The organism is Streptomyces sp. DG2A-72 (assembly GCF_030499575.1).
GTDB lineage: Bacteria > Actinomycetota > Actinomycetes > Streptomycetales > Streptomycetaceae > Streptomyces.
The window spans coordinates 9,681,064-9,700,953 of record NZ_JASTLC010000001.1 but is presented as its reverse complement, the minus strand read 5'-3'; the positions used below and the strand labels follow the sequence as shown (position 1 = coordinate 9,700,953).

The following is a 19,890-nucleotide window of genomic DNA, read 5'->3' as shown; positions in this document are numbered from 1 at the left end:
AGGGGCCACATCGGCCGGATCTCTCTCTTGACCGGGGGTGCCGGACAGCTCACGGTTCCCGTTCGCGCGGGAGCGCGGCGCACTGGGCTGGAACTGAAGTGACCCATCTGTTCACTGTGCGTACGCGCGATGGAGCGACGACGATGAACCCGGTGTATCCGTTCGACGAGGCCGCCACGGCCCGGGCTGTCCTCGACGGCGACGGCACGGTGACCGAGTGGAGCGAGGGGGCCCGGCGACTGCTGGGCTGGACGGCCGAGAAGGTCGTGGGGCGCCCGGCCGCCGACCTGATCCAGGGCCCGCTGCCCACCGTCCGACCGCCCCGCTGGAACGGAACGGTCACTTTGCGCCACCGGGACGGCCATACGGTGACCGTGTGGCTGCTCGTCCACCACCGGCAGCCCAAGAACGGCGGCACCGGCGACTGGCTCGCCGTCACAGGCGGGCCTCATCCAGTCCCCCTGCGCCGTCGCGATCTACGACGAACGGCTCCGGCTGCACCGCATCAACGATGCCATGGCCGAGGTGATCGGACTGCCCGAAGAGCGGATCCGTGGACTGCGCGTGCCCGAGCTCAGCGGTCGGCTCGACGGCGAGAGGATCGAGCGGCAGCTGCACCGGGCCCTCACCACCGGCCGGGGGGACGACGTACGGGCCTATGTGCCGATCGGCGCACGGCCGGGTCAACGCCTGGCCGGCCCGGATGGCACCGATCACCGACGCCACGGGTCGGGCGCGCGGGGTGTGCGTCGCCGTGCACGACTTCACCGAGCAGTACGCGTCACGCGAGCGGCTCCGGCTGGTCAACGAGGCGAGCGTCCGCATCAGTACCACCCTGGACATCACCCGGACCGCACAGGAACTCGCGGACGTGTGCGTGCCCACGCTCGCCGACTTCGTCAGCGTCGACCTCCTGGACCCGCCCGGGCTCACGCGCGAGCCTGCCACCGGGCCGGTGACCGCGCCGGTCACGCTGCGCCGGGCGGCCCATCAGTCGGTCAATCCCGGCAGCCCCGAGGCCGTCGTGGCTGGTCGCGCCCCGCGGCGGAGCCGCATATCGACACAGCCCCGCGCCCCTTTGGGGCGCTGCCGACCCGCACCGGACTTCGCCGGACCCGGTTAGGGGCCTCAGGGCGTGTCGGCCAACCACGGTCGGACCTGCTTGCGCGCCTCGTGCAGCCGGGACTTCAGTGTGCCCAGCGGGACGCCGGCGCGTTCGGCGGCCTCGGCGTAGTCCAGCTGGCAGATGTCGCGGTACACCAACGGCGCGACCAGATGCGGGTGTTCGCGCTCCAGCCGGTCCAGCGCCTCCAGCAGGTCGACGCGGGAGCCGGCGATGACACTCGTCGTCCGCGGGTCGACGTACTGCGCGGCGTCGATCGGGGCGGGCTGTTCGGCGGCCCGCCGCTTGAGCTCGCGGTATTTCTGGCGGGCGCAGTTGGCGACGACGGTGTAGAGCCAGGTGCTGAAGCGGCTGCGGCCCTCGAACCCGGTGATCTTCCGCGCGACCTGGAGCAGAACGTCCTGCGCGGCCTCCTCGGCGTCCTCCCTGTTGGGCAGGAACCGCCCGCAGCGCCGGACGACCTCGGGCCGGATCGCGTGCAGCAGCTCGTCCAGGGCGGCACCGTCGCCCGTGGCCGCGCGCCGGGCCAGGTCCTCGGTGGGCGCGGCGTCGGACACGGGGGCTCCCCTCGGTCTCGCGTCGACAGATCCTCGGCGCGGGTCCTCGGTGTGGATCTGAGGCCAGGCATCATAGTCGTATGCACTCCGTCGAGCGGATCGGGCGCTACCGCCTCGAACGCCGCCTGGGCACCGGGGCGTTCGGCACCGTCTGGCTCGCCCACGACGACGAACTCGACGCCCTCGTGGCCGTCAAGGTGCTCGCCGACAACTGGGCGCACCGGCTGGACGTCCGCGAGCGCTTCCTGTCCGAGGCACGGATGCTGCGCCGGGCCGGCTCCGACCGGGTCGTCCAGGTCTACGACATCGGCGAACTGCCCGACGGCAGGCCGTACTTCGTGATGGAGTACGCCGACGGCGGCACCCTCGCCGACCTGCTCACCGAAGGCCCGCTCCCCGTGCCGGAGGCGCTGCGGCTGACGGCATCGGCCGCCCGGGGCGCGGCGGCGCTGCACGAGGCGGGGATCGTGCACCGGGACATCAAGCCGTCCAACGTGCTGCTGCGCACCTCCCCCGGCGGAGCCGCCCGGGTGCTGCTCGCCGACCTCGGGCTGGCCAAGAGCCTGGCGGAGGCGTCCGGTCTCACCCTGGCGGCGGGTTCGGCGGGATACCGGCCGCCCGAGCAGGCCAGGCCCGGCGCGGGTATCGACGCGCGGGCCGACGTGTACAGCCTGGGTGCGGTCGGCTACCACCTCGTCACCGGCACGGTTCCGGGCGAGCCCGGACACGTCGTACCGCCCAGGCGGCTGCGCCCCGGCCTCGCCCCCGGCGTGCAGCGGGCCCTCCTGCGCGCACTGGAACCGGACCGCGGGCGCCGCTGGCCCACGTCCCAGGCCTTCGCCGAGGAACTCGAGCGGCTGGCGTCCCGGGCGCCTCGCCCCCGGCGGCCCCGCAGGGCCATCGTCCTGACCGCCTCCGCGCTGCTGCTCGCGGTGGCCGTCGGTGTGCCCCTGGCGCTGGTGACCCGTGAGACGCCGGTCCCCGGCATCCGCGTCGAGGACTCCAGCGGCCGGGTGTCGGCCGAAGTGCCCGGCGAGTGGGGTCGGCAGGTACGCGACTCGGGGTGGGATCCCGCGTCGATCGGCCTGCGTCCGGGACGCGAGCCGGGGTTCGCCGTCGCGGACGACCTGGCGAAGTGGCAGGACCTGACGTCGGACGTCAACGGCGTGTTCGTCGGCCTGAGCGAACACGGCGACGTCACCGGGCGGGTGAACGCCCTCGCCCACGCCGGCTGCCACTACGACGGCGGCCGTTCCTACACCGGAGAGCGGTGGCACGGCCGGGTCCGCACCTGGACCGACTGCCCGGGCGGCGGAGGGTCGATCACGGAGGCCGGGCTCACTCCGGCAGGCGACGACGCGCAGCCTCAGGTGTATGTGCAGATCCGCCAGAACGGCGATCCCGCCCAGTCAGAGCGCATCCTGGACTCGGTAGGAGCGAAGGGATGAAAGGCGCGAACTTTTCCCGCTCCGCGCGCATCGGACATCAGTGACGGGGCACAAGGCGCCGTACGCACGCGTCACGACGGGTGCGGGACACCTCAGGAGCGTTGAGAACCATGGCTGACACCCACCGGTCCGTACGCCGGGCGACCCTGCTGGCGAGCGCCGTCGCCGTGCTGGGGCTGCTGACCGGCTGCGGCAACGGCAGCAGCAACACAACGAGCACTCCGGACACGCTGCCCGGCACGGCAGGTCCCGCGACCGGCACCAGCACCCCCGCTTCGGCCTCCCCCACGGCCACACAGCCGAGCGCCACACCCGAAACACCCGGGACCCCCTCCTCGTCCGCCCCCGCCGAGCAGACCCGGCCCGCCACCAGCACCCGCTGCCACACCTCCGAGCTGCGTGCGTCCGTCGGCCGCGTCAACCCCGGGGCCGGGCAGCGGAACTACCCGATCGTGCTGACCAACACCTCGTCCAGCACCTGCACGGTGCGCGGCTACCCGGGCGCCGCCTTCGTCGACGCCTCCGGCAAGCAGCTGGGCCCGGACCCGAAGCGCTCCGACGGCTCTCCCACGACGGTCACGCTGACGCCCGGCAGCAGCGCCTGGGCCGGGCTGTCGTACTCCAGCCCCGAGATCAGCGGGGCCCGTACGGCCACACCGGACTCCCTGCTCGTGACGCCGCCCGATGAGCGGGACCCGCTCAAGGTGGCGTGGACGGCCGGTGAGGTTCCGGTGGGCGGCAACGAGTCCTCGGTGTTCCTGACGGTCTTCAGCCCCGGCACCGGCGCCTGACCCTCCGCCGTGCCGCTCAGCGACGCCAGCCGTCGTACCCGTGGCCGCCGTACCCGTGTCCGTACCAGCCGTACTGGTTGTTCCAGGAGCAGTAGTACGCGTAGCAGGAGGGATACGAGGTCGGTGTCGGCGTCGGCTGCGCGGTCGACGGGGTCGTGGTGGGCGTCGGCTCGGGCGAGGCGGTGGGTGTGGGCGTGGGCGTCTTCGAAGGTGTCGGCGGGACGGGCGGCTTCGAGGTGTCTGCGGCGGTGTCCCACTTGACGACCTCCATCTGGAGGTCGGTCTTGGCGGTGTCGATCACCCAGCGCTGGCCCGCGCTGTCGTCGCGGTTCTTGAGGACCAGCACACCGGCCCCGTCTTCGGCGGAGGTCAGGGCGAGGTCCTGGTTCCAGCGGGGGACCAGGCTGCCCTGGAGGGTGAAGTCGTAGCGGACGTTCTTCGTGTCCGGCTGGGACGTCCCGGTGCAGGGGGCGAGCCGGATCGAGTAGCCGAGGTGGGAGTCGAGGCAGAAGTCGGGGTCGGCGACGTTGCGCAGCAGCCCGTCGGTCTCGTACGACCACTGCTGGCCGGCCGCGGCGGAGCACTTGGTGACCTCGGCCTCCGCGCCGTCGACGGCCTTCTTGCCCTCGATGCCGATGCAGAGACCGGAGTCGACGTTGTGCAGCCGGCCGCTCAGGGTGCCGTCCGTCTCCTCGCCCGACCCGGCCCAGGAGGGGTTGCCGGGCGACGTGCCCGTGACGGGTTCGTCGGAGGAGTGGTCGCCGTCGGACGGGGTGGTGTCGTCCCCGGAGCCGAACGCGGACCACAGGACGAGAGGGAGGACGACCAGGCCGCTCACGATCGCGACAGCCATGGTGACGTTCCGGCGGCGGGCGGCGCGGCGGGCGGCCTTGTGGGCCGAGCGAGGGGAGAGCGCGCGAGGGGAAGGCACCGCGGAAGCGAACTCCTCGCCGGCGAAGGGCGGTTGTGCCTGGGGCTCCTCCCCGAGAGTCACCGCTTCGACTGCCTCGGGCTCCTCCGCCCTGGACTCGCGGTAGGCCCGCGCGCCCCAGCCGAGGACCGCTTCGGCGAGGGCCGTGCCGAGCCCGTCGTTGAAGTGGTCGAGCTGGCCGGCGGTATAGCGGCAGTGCTGGCAGCCGTCCAGGTGCGTGCGCAGATCGGGGTCGACATCGACTCCGCCGCGCCGGTAGGTGACGTCGAGCATCCGCTGGAAGCGCCCGCACTCCTGCTCGGGGGCGAGTTCGCGGTGCACCTGGAGGCACTCCTCGCGCAACCGCTCCCGGGCGCGCTGCAGTTCGACGATTGCGTCCTGTTCGTCGAGGCCGAGCAGTGCGGCCGGTGTCCGCAGCGGTTCGCCCTCGACCTCGGTGTGCCAGAGGAGGCAGCGGGCCGACTGGGGCAGCCGCTGGAATGCCCCGGAGAGCAGGCGCCGGTCCGCCGTCGGCAGCAGGCGCGCTGCGATACGGTCGCCGGCCCAGGCCTCGGATCTCAGTTCGGGGTGGAGCAGTTCGCGTCTGTGGTCGCCGTCCCACTCGGCGGCGATCCGGCGCACCGTGACGAGCAGTTGGGGCCGCCAGGCGGCCGTCGGCCCGGTCTGCCGCAGGGACTCGCCGAAGAGCCTCGTGAAGGCCGCCGTGGTGAGCATGCCCGCGGCCCGCGGGCCGTCGGCGCACAACCGCGCGTAGGCGAAGGCCGCTTCCCAGTGCCGGTCGAGGAGTTCACCGACGGGGTGCAGCGCGGGTGCTGTTCCCGTCCATTTCCTCAACTCGGTGCTGAGTTGTTCGTCCGTCACCTCGGACAGGGGCGCGGGCGTGGGGGAATTCGGCAGGCCTGCGTCTTTCACGTGCTGCATTTCCTCTCAAGGACATCCGGCGTAAAGTCCATACCAATGGGTATGTGGGCTGCATGTTCTGACTGCACGCCGACAGGGCACACCTTTGCACAGCTCAGCGAAGCGGAACAAGGGATCTCGTGGGTTTGTGGATTACCTTCCCTTGACAGAAACTTGACGGGACGTCAATCCAGGGTTGCTATTGGGATCCATTTCCGGCTGACACCGTTCCGACATGGAAATAGCGTCCTTCATTCACCCGGCCACGGGCCCGCCCCGGTACGCTCCGGGCGGCACCCCGTACCGCTCCCGGAACACCCGACTGAAATGGAACGGGCTCGCGAATCCCGAAGCCGCGGCCACCCGCTCCACGGTCAGATCGGTGCTCTCCAGCAGCCGCGCCGCATGCCGCAGCCGTGTCTCGCGCAGGGCCCGCATCGGCGACTGCCCGAGCGTCCGCGTGAACAGGTGCGCGAAGCGGGAGGGCGACAGCGCGACCTGCTCGGCGAGCGAGCGGACGGTGTGCGGGGCCCCCGGATCGGCATCGATCAGCGCCTGCGCCCGACGCACCCTCGTGTCCACGCCGGGCCGGGGCGACGACGTCCGTGCGGTGGCCGCCGTGAGCAGCACGATCTCCTCCAGGGAGCACAGGGCGAGCTCCCGGGCCACGGTGCCGTGCGCCACGGCCACCCGGTCGTCCTCCGGCCCGGTCGCCGGCGGTGTCCCGGTGCCCGTCCAGCGGGCGTCGGCGAGCATCCGGCGGAACGCTGCGCCGAGGCGGCCGTGCAGCCCGGCCGGCGTGGGCGTGACGACGTACATCCCGTCCCCGGTGTCGTACGGCCGCAGCCAGAACGGCCACGACGGGCGCGCCTGGCAGTGCACCCACCAGAACTCCCAGTGGCCTGCGCCCGGTTCGACCCCGTAGCCGTGCCGGACACCCGGCGCGAGCACGACGAGGTCCCCGGCTGCCGCCCGCGCCCGCGCGCTCCCCTGGCGCAGCTGTCCCCGTCCGCCGGTCGTCCAGGTGAACAGCCAGCTGTCGGCGCCGCGCGGGCGCTGGACGGCGTAGCCCTCGGGCTGGTCGAACCGGCCGACCACCACCAGGCCCGGCGGCGGCGCGGGGGCGCCGGGCGCAGCAGTCCCGGGCAATCCGTCAGTGCTCATGGGCATCCTCCTGAAGCACCCTGCGGCCTAGCGTGCTGTACCGAGGACACCCGACCGAGGAGTGGACGCATGACAGCCACGGACATCGGCGCCGCCGGCGCTCCCATCCTGACCGAGGCAGGCCTGAATCGCTTCCGGGAGGACGGCTTCACGGTCGTACGGAAGCTGTTCGGCCACGACGAGATCGATCGGTTGTGCGCGGAGTTCACGGCGCTGCACGCGGCCGGGCCGGTGCCGGGGCACTTCGAGCCGCGCCCGTCCACCGACCCGCTGCTCACCCACCCGAGGGTGATGCACCCGCATGTGATCAACGGCCTGGCACGGAGCGTGCTGCTGGATGTCCGGCTGCGTGAGGTGCTGGAGGTGCTGCTGGGCGAGGAGGCGCTGGCCGCGCAGAGCATGTTCTACTTCAAGCCGCCGGGGGCGCGGGGGCAGGCGCTGCACCAGGACAACTTCTATCTGCGGGTCGAGCCGGGTACCTGCGTGGCCGCGTGGATCGCCTGCGATGTGATCGACCGGGACAACGGCGGGCTGGAGATCGTGCCGGGCACCCATCGGATGGACATCTTCTGTCCCGAGGAGGCGGACGAGGAACTGTCCTTCGCACGGGAGTACGTGCCGCCGCCGCCCGGTCTGTCACCCGTACCGGTCGACATGGAGCCGGGGGACGTCCTGTTCTTCAACGGCAGCCTGGTGCATGGGTCGCAGCCGAATCGCACCGCCGATCGGTTCCGGCGGTCCTTCATCGCCCACTATGTCGGCCGGTCGGCCGAGCGCATCGGGCAGCACTACCGCACGCTGACGATGAGCGGGGAGCGGGTGCGGTTGCCGGAGAGCGAGGGGGCGGGGCCGTGCGGTACGGAGTTTTCTGAACCGCACGGGCCCCACTAGGCCGTATGCCGCGCTTCAGTGACCGACGATCGGATGCGGAGCGTACGGCTGCTCCAACTCCTCGATCTCCTTGTCGCTGAGCCGGAGTTCGACTGCCGCCGCCGCGTCCTCGATGTGCTGCGGCTTGGCCGCGCCGACGATCGGTGCCGCCACGGTGTCCTGGTGGAGCAGCCAGGCGAGGGCTACCTGGGCGCGCGGGACGCCGCGGTCGTTCGCGATGCGCGTCACCGCCTCGACGACCGTGCGGTCGCTGTCGGGGTAGAGGCGGCTGCCGAAGTTGTCGCCCGCGCTGCGCTCGGTGACCGTGCCCCAGTCGCGGGTGAGCCGGCCGCGGGCGAGGGGGCTCCAGGGCAGTACGCCGGCGCCCTGGTCGGCGCAGAGGGGCAGCATCTCGCGCTCCTCCTCGCGGTAGAGGAGGTTGTAGTGGTTCTGCATGGAGACGAACTTGGTCCAGCCGTGCCGCTCGGCCGTGTACTGCATCTTCGAGAACTGCCAGGCGTACATCGAACTCGCCCCGATGTAGCGGACCTTGCCCGCCTTCACCAGGTCGTGCAGCGCCTCCATCGTCTCCTCGACCGGCGTGTGCCGATCGAAGCGGTGGATCTGGTAGAGGTCGACGTAGTCGGTGCCGAGGCGGCTGAGGCTGTGGTCGATCTCCGCCATGATCGCCTTGCGGGAGAGGCCGCCGCCGTTGGGGCCGGGCCGCATCCGGCCGTTGACCTTGGTCGCCAGCACGATCTCGTCGCGCTGGGCGAAGTCCCGCAGCGCCTTGCCGACGATCTCCTCGCTCGTGCCGTCGGAGTAGACGTTCGCGGTGTCGAAGAAGTTGATCCCGGCGTCCAGTGCCTGCCGGATCAGCGGGCGTGACGCCTCCTCGTCGAGGGTCCACTCGTGTACGCCGCGGTCCGGCAGGCCGTAGGTCATGCAGCCCAGACAGATCCGCGAGACGTCCAGGCCCGTCGAACCGAGCTTCACGTACTGCATCGTTGCTGCTCCTGCCTTCGGGGGTGGCTGGCTACAGAGGGGAGCGTACGTCGTCCGTCCCGCCCGCCCCTCCTTTCACCGTTCCCCTCCGGACAGCGTGATCCCCGCTTGACGGCCCTGGCACGCGGGCGATTTGATCACCGACGTGCCGCAGAACGGAATGGCTGTCCCCCGCGTCGCGGCTCTCGCCACCGTCGCGGGCCTCCTCGCCATGACGGCCTGTGGGTCCTCCGAAGCGGCCAAGTCCTCGCAGGTGCGGCTCCCGCCACGCCAAGCAGGCTTCGACTACCAGATCGGCGGCCCCTACAAGCCACCGTCCGGCGTCCGCATCGTCGCCCGCGACCGTACGGCGTCCCCGGCACCCGGCCTGTACAACATCTGCTACGTCAACGCCTTCCAGGCCCAGCCGGACGCCGAGCGGTCGTGGCCCGCCGACCTGCTGCTGCGCGACGCGGACGGCGAGGTGGTCGTCGACGAGGACTGGGACGAGGCGCTGCTCGACATCGGTACCGCGGCCAAGCGCGAGCGGATCGCCGCACGGGTGGGCGAGTGGATCGACGGCTGCGCCAACAAGGGCTTCGACGCCGTCGAGCCGGACAACTACGACAGCTACACCCGCTCGGACGGCCTGCTCACCGCGGACGACGCGACCGCTTTCATCGCCCTGCTGTCCCGGCACGCCCATGCCCGGCACCTCGCCATCGGCCAGAAGAACACCGTGGAGCTGGCCGGGCAGCGGAAGAAGGCCGGGCTCGATTTCGCGGTCGCGGAGGAGTGCGGTCAGTACGACGAGTGCGGCAAGTACGCCGAGGCCTTCGACGACCGGGTGGTCGACATCGAGTACACCGACAGCGGCCTGCGGAAGGCCCTTTCGGGCTTCGGTGACCGGCTGAGCATCGTGCGCCGGGACGTGATGGTGTCGACTCCGGGCAGCGAGGGCTACGTCCGCCGGACGCGCTGAACACCCGTTGCTGCCTGCAGGTGACCGCCCGGCGTGGGAGCCCCGGGCGGTTCGCAAGGTCCCGCATTCTCGGCGCAGACGACCGGCGTCCGGCCGGTCGCGGCCGTGCGGGAGGCACAGGGTGCGAACACGTCCGACAACGCTGAGGACACTGATCGGGGCCGCGGTGCTGGTGCTCGCCGTCGTCTCGCCGGCATGGGGGCGGCCGATCCCGGAGCAGGTCCCGGCGGCCGATCCCCCGGCCACCCTGTGCGCGCCCGCGGGAACCCTGCGCGGCCCGGGCGGACAGCAGGCCTCGATCAGCCTGTGCACAGGCAGCGGCACCCCGATGATGGCGGTCTCGGCGCCCGCGACCTGCCGCCGCTCCGCCTGTCTCACCTCGGGCACCTGGACGGCCCGCCGCGACGGGGCGACGGTGGCGTCCGGGCCGCTTCCCGGTTCGCACGCCTACCCGGGCCCGGGGACCTACGACATCGAGGCCGACGTCCGGGTACGGTCCGCGCCCGCGGGTGTGGACCTGCGCGGCACCGTCCGCGCCTCGCTCACCCTCACGGCGCCGAAGCCGGAGCCGACGCACAGCGTCCGGGTCGACCGCACCACGCTGCGGTCCGGCTCGGTGACCACGTTGACGTACACGGTCTCGCGCGACAGTGACCGCGGCGACGGCAGCGCGCGTTTCGGGCTCATCGGTGAGGAGGCTTCCGGGGTGGAGCTGACCACGTCCGACGCCCGCTGCGTCAATCCGCTGGTCGGCCGCCACCCGTCGACGACCCGTCAGCTCCACGCCCTCGACTGCGCGCTCACCGACCTTCAGCCGGGCCGTCCGGCCAAGGTCGTCGTGCGTGTCGCGGTGCCGGACACGTGCTCCACCGTCGTCTCCAAGCTGGGCTACTGGATGCCGCAGGGCCAGGCCGTGTACACCGGCGGCATGCTCGTGGGGCCGACGGTCGGCTGCCGGTAGGTCAGTGCTCCAAGAGGTCGAGTGCCTGTTCCCAGCGGAACTCCGGCCGCCTCCCGTGCTCGTCCGGCTCCCCGGAGCAGGGCTCACCGAAGCGGACGCCCATGCCGCGCAGCCGGATGAGGCTGTCGTTGTAGGCAGGGTGGGCGGCCAGCGCGTCGGACACGCAGGGCAGGGCGGCGATCGGGACGCCGAGGCCGTACGCCTCGCAGAGGGTGGCCACGGCGAGGGTGTCGGCGAGGCCCGCCGCCCACTTGTTGACGGTGTTGAAGGTGGCGGGCGCGACCACGACGGCGTCGGGCGGCGGGAAGGGGCGGGGATCGCCCGGGGTCCGCCAGGCGGAGCGGATCCGGCGCCCGGTCTGCGCCTCGACCGCGGCGGTGTCGAAGAAGCCGTTCATGGCGACGGGGGTCGCGATGACGCCGACCTCCCAGTCCCGTTCCTGCGCGGCGGTGATCAGCTTGCTGACCTCCGCGGCGATCCCGGCCGCGCAGACGACGACGTAGAGGAAGGGCTTCCCGTCCTGTTCGGTCACCCGGGAACCCTACTCGACCGGGAAGGACCGCCCACGTTCGGTTTCGGGCCGGGCGCCGAAGATGCGCCGCTCCTGCTCCTCGATCCGTACGTCGTTGATGCTGGCCTCCCGCCGGGTCATCAGCCCGTGTGTGTCGAACTCCCAGAGCTCGTTGCCGTACGAGCGCCACCACTGGCCGTCGGCGTCCCGGCACTCGTACTGGAAGCGGACCGCGATGCGGTCGCCGTCGAAGGCCCACAGGTCCTTGCGCAGCGCATAGTCGCGCTCGCGCTCCCACTTTGCGGTGAGGAAATCGACGATCTGCGCGCGGCCGGTGACGAAGGTGTCGCGGTTGCGCCAGACCGAGTCCGGCGAGTAGGCGAGCGAGACCCGCTGCGGGTCGCGGGTGTTCCAGGCGTCCTCGGCGGCCTGGACCTTCTGCGCGGCGGTCTCCCGGGTGAACGGCGGCAGGGGCGGGCGGTCGGTCACGGTGCCTCCTCGATCAGGCGGAGAACGTTCGTTCTCCGAGCTGGCTGCTACGGTAGGAGAACGCACGTTCTCGCGTCAAGGAGTGGTCGTCTCATGGACAGCGCAGTCGCCCGGGAGCAGGCGCTGGACGCCGCGGAGGAGCTGTTCTACGGGCGCGGCATCCAGTCCGTCGGCATGGACGACATCCGCGGTGCGTCGGGCGTCTCGCTCAAGCGGCTCTATCAGCTCTTCCCGGCGAAGGAGCAGCTGGTCGAGGCGTATCTGGAGCGCCGGGACGTGCGCTGGCGGCGGCTACTGGCCGAATTCGTGACAGGGCACGAGGATCCCGAGCAGCGGATCCTCGCCGTCTTCGACTGGCTGGAGCGGTGGTTCGGCGAGCCCGGCTTCCGCGGCTGCGCGTGGATCAACTCGTACGGCGAGCTGGGCGCGACGTCCACCCGGGTGGCGGAACGGGTCCGGGCGCACAAGGAGGCGTTCCAGGACTACGTCGGAGGGCTGGTGGCCGACGCGGGGCGGGACTCCGCGTTCGCCTCGGCCGTGTATCTGCTGGCCGAGGGCGCCATGGTCACGGCGGGGATCACCGGGAGCACGGCGCCCGCGGCTCAGGCGCGGGAGGCGGTACGGCTGTTGCTCGCGTCCTGCAAGTGACGGCGGGCCGGGTTCAACTCCCTGTGTCGGACACCGTGATGGCGCTCACCGGGCAGGCCCGCGCCGCCTCCCGCACCATGGGGTCGCCGTCGCCGTCCTCCCTGCCCGGCAGCAGGGTGCTGAATCCGTCGTCGTCCTGGGTGAAGACGTCCGGGGCGGTCAGGGCACACATGCCCGCGCCGATGCAGACGTCCGTGTCGATGTCGATGTGCATGAGAGGAGCCTCTTACCAGGTCACGGGGAGTTCCAGCATCCCCTGGACCGTGTCGCCGGGTTTGCAGGGGATCTCGTCCGCCGGGGCGGCGAGACGCAGCTCGGGCAGGCGGTCGAGCAGGGCGTGCAGGGCGATCTCCAGCTCGGCGCGGGCCAGGTTCTGACCCAGGCACTGGTGGATGCCGAAGCCGAACGCGACGTGGTGGCGGGCCGGGCGGTGCCAGTCCAGGGTGTCGGGATCGGCGTAGACGTTCTCGTCGCGGTTGATGACGGAGGTCGAGAAGAGGACTCCGTCGCCTTCGCGGATCTTGGTGCCGTCCACTTCTATGTCCTCGGTAGCGCGGCGCAGCAGCCCGTCCGCGATCGACAGCAGGCGCAGCAGTTCCTCGACCGCGGTGGGAAGCAGGGCCGGATCCGCACGCAACTCGGCCAGGCGTTCGGGGTGTTGGAGAAGGGTGTAGGTGCCGAGCGAGATCATGTTGGCGGTCGTCTCGTGTCCCGCAACCAGCAGGATGACCGCCAGGGAGATCAGCTCCTGCCGGGTCGGTGTCCCGTCGCCCAGGTGGACGAGGTCGTCGAGGAGGCCGTCGCCGGGCTCGGCCTGCTTGCGGTCGATCAACTCGTCGAAGTACGCCTCCAGTCGGGCGCGCGCGTCCTGCGTGTCGGCGGCCGTCGGGCCGCGCAGCAGCCGTCGTGACTGTTCTTCGAAGAAGTCGTGGTCGGCGTAGGGGACGCCGAGCAGTGCGCAGATCACCATCGAGGGCACCGGCAGCGCGAAGGCGGTCACCAGGTCGACGGGCGGTCCCTGCGCGATCATGGCGTCAAGCCGCTCGTCCACGATCTGCCGGATCCGCGGGCGGAGTTCGGCGGCACGCCTGAGGGTGAATCCGGGGATCACCATGCGCCGCTGGGTGCGGTGCTCGGGGTCGTCGACGCCCAGCAGTGCGGTCCTGCGGTCACGGACCCCCGCGAAGCGGGCGGTGGGCGCCGGGAAGTCGGGGTGGGTGCGGTCGGTCGACAGACGTGGGTCGGCGAGCAGGTCGCGGGCGAGGGCGTGGCCGGTGACCAGCCAGGCCGGGCGGCCGTCGTAGAGCGCGATCCGGGCGAGGGGGCGGGCGGCGCGCAGCGGGTCGTAGGCGGTGGGCGGTTGATAGGGGCAGGTGCGGTCCTGCGGGAAGGCGACGGGTTCCGTTTGCGTCATGGGGGCCTCGCAGACGATGGAGTGCCTCGTTCCGTGAGCCATTGGATGCCCTGGGCATCTACTGCGGCCACATCAAGTTCGGCCAGATCACACGACCGCGCGATATGGCCGGGGATCGCCGTCAGCCCGGCACCACGACGCGGCACTGCCGGGAAATTCGCTTGTCGGTGTGCGGTCGTCGCCCGCAGAATCCGGCCATGCCTATGACCCATTCCTCTCTGCCGTTGACCGCCACCGTTCGTCCGGTGCGGTACCAGCAGCAGCCCGGCTGCCCCCGCAGGCCGACGCTTCCCGCGTCGTGACCGGCGCACTCGTCTCGGGGCTGGTCGCGGGCTACGGCATCGCCGTGCCGGTCGGTGCCGTCGGGGCCTATCTCGTCTCTCTCACCGCCCGCACCTCGCTGCGCACCGGTTCCTGCGCCGCGCTCGGCGTCGCGACGGCCGACGGGCTCTATGCGCTGGCGGCCATGGTCGGGGGCTCCGCGCTCGCCCTCGCTCTGGAGCCGGCGCTGGTGCCACTGCGCTGGGCGTCCGTGCTGGTGCTGATCGCGCTGGCGGTCTGGGGCACGGTCACGGCCGTACGCCAGTACCGGGGCCGCCGGCTCACCACCCGGGCCGTGTCGCCTCCCCCGAGCCCCACGCGGGCGTATCTCGCGCTGCTCGGCATCACGCTGCTCAACCCCACCACCGTCATCTACTTCGCCGCCCTCGTGCTCGGCACCCGGACGGCGGACCCCGTACCGCCTCTGGAGCAGGGGGTGTTCGTGCTGGCCGCCTTCCTCGCGTCCGCGAGCTGGCAGTTGCTCCTCGCCGGGAGCGGCGCACTGCTCGGCCGGGCGCTGACCGGGCGGCGGGGCCGGCTGGCGACGGCGCTGGTGTCGAGCGCGGTGATGCTGGCGCTCGCCGTACGGATGCTGGCGACGCCCGCGTGACGGCACAGGCGTCACGGTGCGAAGGCACGGGCGACGGCGAGACTGTCCTCGTAGACGTGATGCCGGACGACCAGCCCGTCCTCGACGGTGAGGTGCAGGGCGAATCTGGCGCGATAGGGGCGCCCGGTGGCTTTGGCGGTCTGCCGGATCTCGCCGAGCACCACGGCGTCGGCGCCGTCCACCAGGATGCGCTCGATCTCCGTGGCGGCCTCGCCGGGGACGTGATGTGCGGCGAGCTGCCGGTAGTGGGCGGCCGCGTCGGCGCGCGTCGAGCGGGGTCGGATCCACGGGGTGGCGGTGCGGCCGTGCTCGTCCTCGGGCCAGCTCAGCTTCCAGTCGGACCGTTCGGCGTACAACTCGGCGATGCGCTCCGCGTCGCCCTGACCGATCCGCAGCAGCAGTTCCTCCAACACGGCGCGGGTCGTGGTGTCGGTGCTCTTCGTCATGGTGGCCTCTCGTCCGGCGGGCGTGGGCCACGACTGTGCCGGAGCCGGCCGATCCGGCGCGATTACCGCCGAAGTAATGGACAGGGCGGGTTCAGGGCAGGGGCGTGGATGAAACACGTGCGGACCGGCGTTGACTGGGCTGCACATGAGTTGGCCGACCGAGGAACGGAATGCCATGCCTTTTGAGGGTGAGTACGAACCCAGCCCGACGCAGTGGGTGCGCGAGCAGGTGGAGCTGTACGAGAGCTCCGGCGGCACCAAGGGAACGACCCTGATGGACACGGGAATGCCCGTCATCCTGCTGACGACCCGTGGCGCGAAGAGCGGCAAGATCCGCAAGACGCCGCTGATGCGGGTGGAGCACGATGGACGTTATGCCGCCGTCGCCTCGCTCGGCGGCGCTCCCAAGCACCCCGTCTGGTACTTCAACGTCAAGTCCGACCCCCATGTGGAGCTCCAGGACGGCCCGGTCAAGCGGGACATGACGGCCCGTGAGGTGACCGGCGCGGAGAAGGCCGAGTGGTGGGAGCGTGCGGTGGCGGCATATCCGCCGTATGCCGACTACCAGACGAAGACCGACCGGGAGATCCCCGTCTTCGTGCTGGAGCCGGCCGACGGCGGGTGACCTCGCGAAAAATCTCGCCCGGCGTGACGCATGAACCCGTGTCCACCGGGCATCCGAGGATCAGGCCCCGCCGCGCTCCCCCGTCGCGGCGGGGCTTTCGCGTGCCTCCTGGGCGGGCCGGTCGGTCACGTCGAGGAAGATCTCACCCGCCTCGGGCACGCGACGGGCGAGGGTGCGCTTGATGCGGACGGCGACCTCCTCGACCCGTTCGCTGTCCATGCCCGGCACCAGGTCGACGCGGGCGGCGACCAGGGTCGCGTCGAGCCCGACCTTCATCGTGTACAGCGCCTCCACGCTGTCGATCTCGGGCTGCTCCCGCAGCAGGGCCCGGATCCGCTCAGCCGCATCCGGGGCGGCGGCCTCCCCGATCAGCTGGTCGCGCGCGTCGCGTCCGAGCCGGTAGGCGACGTACACCAGCAGCGCGCCGATCGCGAACGAGGCGGACGCCTCCCACACGATCTGCCCGGTGGCCATGTGCAGCAGCATGCCGGCCGCGGCCAGGCTCACGCCCAGTACCGCCGTGCCGTCCTCGGCGATCACCGTGCGCAGCGCCGGGTCGCGCAGCCGGTCCCGGCCGCCCTGACGGTGAGCCTGATACAGCGCCCGCGCCAGCGAGACACCCTCGGCGGCGAAGGCGACGCCCAGCACGATCAGGCCCGCCACATAGCCGCTGAGCTTCTCCTCGGTGCCGTTCCTGAGGGCCTCGAAGCCCTGGAAGAAGGAGAAGCAGCCGCCCATCACAAAGATCCCGACGGCCGCGAGCAGCGACCAGAAGAAGCGCTCCTTGCCGTAGCCGAAGGGGTGGCGCTCGTCGGCGGGGCGGCGGCTGCGGCGCAGCGCCGCGAGCAGGAAGACCTCGTTCAGGCTGTCGGCCACGGAGTGCGCCGCCTCCGACAGCAGCGCGGGCGAACCCGCCGCGAGGCCGCCGACCGCCTTGGCCGCCGCGATGACCAGGTTGGCGGCGAGCGCCACCAGCACGGTGACGCGGGTTCTGCGGTCGGCCTTCCGGTTGGCGGGTTTCGACGCGTTCGAGGGTTTCCCACTCACCTTCGCCGACTGCCCTTCTCGGTCCGGCTCACACCGTCTCGTCTGCGGAAATCGGGGAAACCGGGGAGGTAGTCGGCAGTGAGGAGCTGGGTGATGAGCGGCGATGACGGCAACAGCGCCTACGGCAGGAAGCCCTTCAAGCGGTCCAAGGCCCACTTCACGGACCGGATCACCGATGATGCCCGGGACGGCTGGCCGGTGGAGCCGGACCGCTACCGGCTGGTGGCGAGCCGTGCCTGTCCATGGGCGAGCCGGGCGGTGATCTCCCGGCGGCTGCTGGGCCTGGAGGACGCCCTGTCGCTGGCCGTCGCCGACCCGATCCAGGACGACCGCAGCTGGCGTTTCACCCTGGACCCCGACGGCCGTGATCCGGTCCTCGGCATCCGGTTCCTCAGTGAGGCGTACGACCGGCGCGGGACCGGCTACCCGGGCGGGGTGAGCGTGCCCGCGATCGTGGACGTACCCAGCGGGAAGCTGGTCACCAACGACTACCAGCAGCTCACCCTGGACCTCGCCACGGAGTGGACTGCCCTGCACCGGGACGGGGCGCCCGATCTGTATCCGCGGGCGTTGCGCGACGAGATCGACACGGTCATGGCGGATGTCTACGAGGACGTCAACAACGGTGTGTACCGGGCCGGGTTCGCCGCCGACCAGGAGACCTACGAGGCGGCCTGCGCAGCCCTGTTCCGGCGGCTGGAGCTGCTGTCGCGGCGGCTGGAGGAGCGGCGCTATCTGATCGGCGACACGATCACCGAGGCGGACATCCGGCTGTTCACCACCCTGGTGCGCTTCGACGCCGTCTATCACGGCCACTTCAAGTGCAATCTGTGGAAGCTGTCGGAGAATCCGGTGCTGTGGGCGTACGCCCGCGACCTCTACCAGACACCCGGCTTCGGCGACACCGTCGACTTCGACCACATCAAGCGGCACTACTACCAGGTGCACACCGGCATCAATCCGACGGGCATCGTGCCCCTCGGACCGGATCTGTCCGGCTGGCGGACCCCGCACCACCGGGAGAGGCTGGGCGGCCGGCCGTTCGGCGAGGGCACACCGCCCGGGCCGGTGCCCACGGCCGAGGAGGTTCCGGCGCGAGGGCGGCCCTGACCACACAGGAGGCAGACGTGGGCAAGAAGCAGCAGAAGCTCAAACTCCCCCTCGCCTACAAACCCCTCGGGTTCGTGATCGGCTGGGCGGGCGGAGCGCTGGCGAGCCTCGCCTTCCAGAAGACGTGGAAGGCGATCCGGCACGAGGACGACGCACCCGACCCGCTGGACCGCGAGCGCGGCTGGGGCGAGATCCTGCTGGCCTCCGCGATCCAGGGCGCCATCTTCGCCGTGGTGCGCAGCGCCGTGAACCGCACGGGCGCGAAGGCCGTGGAGCGCTCCACCGGCGTGTGGCCCGCCGTGGACAAGAGCAAGAAGGCCGACAAGAAGGCCGATGTGGCCTGAGCAGGGTCGGGCGAAGTCCATGCGGCTCGGCAGCGACCCGAAGGGGCGCGGGGCTGTATCGATCTGCGGCTCCGCCGCGTGGGCGCGACCAGCCACGACGGACGCGCACGTGACGCACCGGCCGTCCCGCGGAGCGCCTAGCCCTGCTTCGGTGCCGTGGGCGGGGCGCAGCGCAGGGTGAAGGAGTGGCCGGCCGGGTCGGCGTAGCCGCGTTCCTCGAACGGGCCCGAGGCCTCCTTGGTCTCCAGCGGGCGCCCGCCGAGTCCGACGACCCTGCGCTCGGCCTCGTCGAGATCGGCCACGACGAAGTCCAGGTGGGCCTGGAGGGAGTTCTCGGGACGCGGCCAGCTCGGCGGCGTGGCGTTCACATCGCGGCGGAACGCCAGCCGCGTCCCGCCCGCACCCTTGATCTCCACCCGGTTGGCGGTCGCGTGCGTCTCCTCCGCCTCCAGGAGTTCCTTGTAGAACACGGCGAGCTTCTCGGGCTCGGCACAGTCGAGCACCACGAGGCCCGCTTCCACCAGTGCCATGTCTCCTCCGTAAGGGTCGGGGACGTACGGTTCCCCGCACGTCCCGGTTAACCCCGTTCCGCGGATTCAGTCGGCCACGAGCCACTCCCCGTCCCGCATCAGGTCGCGTCCGACGAGTTCGCCGGCCTCCCGCCAGGCCTGCACAGTTCGGCGTGCTCCACCGGCTGCACCGTGCCCTCGACGATCACCACGTCCCGGGTCGGCCCGAACCCGAGCCGCGCTCTGCCCGTCTCGCGCAGGTTCCGGCCGGTCGGGCTCGTGGGCGGGGTGGCGAGGAGGACCGTCGTGCCGTCCAGAGGAAGGACAGCGGCACGAGATACGGGATTCCTCCGGCGCCGTCGGCCGTGGCGACCCAGGTGTCGACGTCGTTCTCCAGACGGTTCAGCGTGTCCTGCATGCGCTGCTTGGCGGAGCGTGCGGGCAGTGTGGCTCTGCCGCATGTCCGCCACGAGATCGCAGCCGCTGGCCGTGCTGCCGCTGGTGGCGCTGATGTTCTCGGCGGTCGCCCCACCGCAGGCAGGGGTGATCCCGACGGCCCGGGCGATGTTCGCGATGAGCCGGGACCGTACGCTCGGTCCGGTGTGGTCCAAGGTCAGCCCTCAGTACGGGACTCCGGCCGCCGGGACACTGCTCATCGGCGCGCTCGCCATGGCGGTCGCGGCGCTCGCCCTGGTGATCCCCCGGCTCGCGGACATGATCATGGCGACGGTGAGCGCCGTGGGCATCGTGGTCGCCCTGTCCTACGCGCTGACCGCGCCGGCCGCCGCCGTGCGCTTGCGCTCGCTGCTGCGCGAGGGCTGGCGGCAGGGCGGACGGGCCGTGGTGCTGCCCACGCTGAGCGCCGCCACGCTGCTGAGCCTCGGCGGCTGTCTCGGCTGGTCGTTCTACACCTCCACCGACCATCTCGAACTCCGCGCGGACAACGGGTGGTTCCTGTTGCTCACTCCCCTGGCGATGATCGCGTCGGGCTTCGTGGCCGCTTCATGGGCCAAGTGGGTGCGCGGATCGCCGTACTTCCGCACCGGCGAGGGCAGTGACGCCGACGCGCCCCAATTGCTCGCCACACCGCAGTAGACCTACCAGG

The 19,890-nt window shown here is 71.6% G+C and carries 22 protein-coding genes and 2 pseudogenes; 12 read left to right on the top strand and 12 right to left on the bottom strand.

Going from position 1 to position 19,890, the window contains the following annotated elements:
* Nucleotides 1-143: 143 nt before the first annotated feature.
* Nucleotides 144-1,024, top strand: a pseudogene (locus QQY66_RS45950) (PAS domain-containing protein); the annotation flags it as partial.
* A gap of 104 nt (nt 1,025-1,128) precedes the next feature.
* Here the strand turns inward: QQY66_RS45950 and QQY66_RS45945 are convergent.
* Nucleotides 1,129-1,680, bottom strand: coding sequence for an RNA polymerase sigma factor (locus QQY66_RS45945; RefSeq protein WP_301986423.1), 552 nt, complete (start codon nt 1,678-1,680; stop codon nt 1,129-1,131).
* Nucleotides 1,681-1,760: 80 nt separating this feature from the next.
* Here QQY66_RS45945 and QQY66_RS45940 point away from each other — a divergent pair, with 80 nt between their 5' ends.
* A complete protein-coding gene (locus QQY66_RS45940) occupies nt 1,761-3,128 on the top strand; it encodes a serine/threonine-protein kinase (RefSeq protein ID WP_301986422.1) in 1,368 nt (455 codons plus the stop codon).
* A 110-nt stretch (nt 3,129-3,238) separates the two neighbouring features.
* Nucleotides 3,239-3,919, top strand: coding sequence for a DUF4232 domain-containing protein (locus tag QQY66_RS45935; protein ID WP_301986421.1), 681 nt, complete (start codon nt 3,239-3,241; stop codon nt 3,917-3,919).
* 16 nt (nt 3,920-3,935) lie between these two features.
* Here the strand turns inward: QQY66_RS45935 and QQY66_RS45930 are convergent, their stop codons facing one another.
* Nucleotides 3,936-5,762 carry a ricin-type beta-trefoil lectin domain protein gene (locus QQY66_RS45930; RefSeq protein WP_301986419.1) on the bottom strand — a complete coding sequence of 609 codons (1,827 nt, stop codon included), beginning with the start codon at nt 5,760-5,762 and terminating at the stop codon, nt 3,936-3,938.
* A 243-nt stretch (nt 5,763-6,005) separates the two neighbouring features.
* Nucleotides 6,006-6,914 (bottom strand): helix-turn-helix domain-containing protein, encoded by a 909-nt coding sequence (locus tag QQY66_RS45925; protein WP_301986418.1) that lies wholly within the window; start codon nt 6,912-6,914, stop codon nt 6,006-6,008.
* A gap of 69 nt (nt 6,915-6,983) precedes the next feature.
* On the opposite strand from QQY66_RS45925, the gene QQY66_RS45920 reads away from it, so the two are divergent.
* Nucleotides 6,984-7,805: a phytanoyl-CoA dioxygenase family protein gene (locus tag QQY66_RS45920; protein WP_301986417.1), complete on the top strand. Its 822-nt coding sequence runs from the start codon at nt 6,984-6,986 to the stop codon at nt 7,803-7,805.
* Between the two features lie 15 nt (nt 7,806-7,820).
* Here the strand turns inward: QQY66_RS45920 and QQY66_RS45915 are convergent, their stop codons facing one another.
* Nucleotides 7,821-8,789 (bottom strand): aldo/keto reductase, encoded by a 969-nt coding sequence (locus QQY66_RS45915; RefSeq protein ID WP_301986416.1) that lies wholly within the window; start codon nt 8,787-8,789, stop codon nt 7,821-7,823.
* 211 nt (nt 8,790-9,000) lie between these two features.
* Between QQY66_RS45915 and QQY66_RS45910 the strand changes: the two genes are divergently transcribed.
* Nucleotides 9,001-9,750, top strand: a complete 750-nt coding sequence (locus QQY66_RS45910; protein ID WP_301987716.1) for an endo alpha-1,4 polygalactosaminidase — start codon at nt 9,001-9,003, stop codon at nt 9,748-9,750.
* A gap of 121 nt (nt 9,751-9,871) precedes the next feature.
* Entirely contained in the window at nt 9,872-10,711 is an 840-nt protein-coding gene (locus QQY66_RS45905; RefSeq protein WP_301986415.1) for a hypothetical protein, read from the top strand.
* 1 nt (nt 10,712) lies between these two features.
* Here the strand turns inward: QQY66_RS45905 and QQY66_RS45900 are convergent, their stop codons facing one another.
* Nucleotides 10,713-11,243 (bottom strand): flavoprotein, encoded by a 531-nt coding sequence (locus QQY66_RS45900; RefSeq protein WP_301986414.1) that lies wholly within the window; start codon nt 11,241-11,243, stop codon nt 10,713-10,715.
* 9 nt (nt 11,244-11,252) lie between these two features.
* A complete protein-coding gene (locus QQY66_RS45895; RefSeq protein WP_301986413.1) occupies nt 11,253-11,711 on the bottom strand; it encodes a nuclear transport factor 2 family protein in 459 nt (152 codons plus the stop codon).
* 93 nt (nt 11,712-11,804) lie between these two features.
* Between QQY66_RS45895 and QQY66_RS45890 the strand changes: the two genes are divergently transcribed.
* Nucleotides 11,805-12,359, top strand: a complete 555-nt coding sequence (locus QQY66_RS45890) for a TetR/AcrR family transcriptional regulator (protein ID WP_301986412.1) — start codon at nt 11,805-11,807, stop codon at nt 12,357-12,359.
* 13 nt (nt 12,360-12,372) lie between these two features.
* On the opposite strand, the gene QQY66_RS45885 is transcribed toward QQY66_RS45890, so the two are convergent.
* A complete protein-coding gene (locus QQY66_RS45885) occupies nt 12,373-12,573 on the bottom strand; it encodes a ferredoxin (protein ID WP_301986411.1) in 201 nt (66 codons plus the stop codon).
* Between the two features lie 12 nt (nt 12,574-12,585).
* Nucleotides 12,586-13,773: a cytochrome P450 gene (locus tag QQY66_RS45880; RefSeq protein ID WP_301986410.1), complete on the bottom strand. Its 1,188-nt coding sequence runs from the start codon at nt 13,771-13,773 to the stop codon at nt 12,586-12,588.
* Nucleotides 13,774-14,071: 298 nt separating this feature from the next.
* Between QQY66_RS45880 and QQY66_RS45875 the strand changes: the two genes are divergently transcribed.
* Nucleotides 14,072-14,704 carry a LysE/ArgO family amino acid transporter gene (locus QQY66_RS45875; RefSeq protein ID WP_301986409.1) on the top strand — a complete coding sequence of 211 codons (633 nt, stop codon included), beginning with the start codon at nt 14,072-14,074 and terminating at the stop codon, nt 14,702-14,704.
* A gap of 11 nt (nt 14,705-14,715) precedes the next feature.
* Here QQY66_RS45875 and QQY66_RS45870 read toward each other — a convergent pair whose 3' ends face one another.
* On the bottom strand, nt 14,716-15,150 hold the full coding sequence (locus QQY66_RS45870) for a nuclear transport factor 2 family protein (RefSeq protein WP_301986408.1): 435 nt from the start codon (nt 15,148-15,150) through the stop codon (nt 14,716-14,718).
* A gap of 175 nt (nt 15,151-15,325) precedes the next feature.
* Here QQY66_RS45870 and QQY66_RS45865 point away from each other — a divergent pair, with 175 nt between their 5' ends.
* Nucleotides 15,326-15,775, top strand: a complete 450-nt coding sequence (locus QQY66_RS45865; protein ID WP_301986407.1) for a nitroreductase family deazaflavin-dependent oxidoreductase — start codon at nt 15,326-15,328, stop codon at nt 15,773-15,775.
* A 60-nt stretch (nt 15,776-15,835) separates the two neighbouring features.
* On the opposite strand, the gene QQY66_RS45860 is transcribed toward QQY66_RS45865, so the two are convergent.
* Nucleotides 15,836-16,822, bottom strand: coding sequence for a cation diffusion facilitator family transporter (locus QQY66_RS45860; protein WP_301986406.1), 987 nt, complete (start codon nt 16,820-16,822; stop codon nt 15,836-15,838).
* Nucleotides 16,823-16,915: 93 nt separating this feature from the next.
* On the opposite strand from QQY66_RS45860, the gene QQY66_RS45855 reads away from it, so the two are divergent.
* Entirely contained in the window at nt 16,916-17,932 is a 1,017-nt protein-coding gene (locus QQY66_RS45855; RefSeq protein WP_301986405.1) for a glutathione S-transferase family protein, read from the top strand.
* 17 nt (nt 17,933-17,949) lie between these two features.
* Nucleotides 17,950-18,276 (top strand): DUF4235 domain-containing protein, encoded by a 327-nt coding sequence (locus QQY66_RS45850; RefSeq protein ID WP_301986404.1) that lies wholly within the window; start codon nt 17,950-17,952, stop codon nt 18,274-18,276.
* Between the two features lie 137 nt (nt 18,277-18,413).
* Here QQY66_RS45850 and QQY66_RS45845 read toward each other — a convergent pair whose 3' ends face one another.
* Both QQY66_RS45845 and QQY66_RS45840 read right to left on the bottom strand, forming a co-directional pair.
* Complete coding sequence (locus tag QQY66_RS45845; RefSeq protein WP_301986403.1) at nt 18,414-18,806, bottom strand: VOC family protein; 393 nt, start codon at nt 18,804-18,806, stop codon at nt 18,414-18,416.
* A 66-nt stretch (nt 18,807-18,872) separates the two neighbouring features.
* Nucleotides 18,873-19,203: pseudogene (locus tag QQY66_RS45840) on the bottom strand (pyridoxamine 5'-phosphate oxidase family protein).
* A 41-nt stretch (nt 19,204-19,244) separates the two neighbouring features.
* On the opposite strand from QQY66_RS45840, the gene QQY66_RS45835 reads away from it, so the two are divergent.
* A complete protein-coding gene (locus tag QQY66_RS45835) occupies nt 19,245-19,880 on the top strand; it encodes an amino acid permease (RefSeq protein ID WP_301986402.1) in 636 nt (211 codons plus the stop codon).
* The last annotated feature ends 10 nt before the right edge of the window (nt 19,881-19,890 follow it).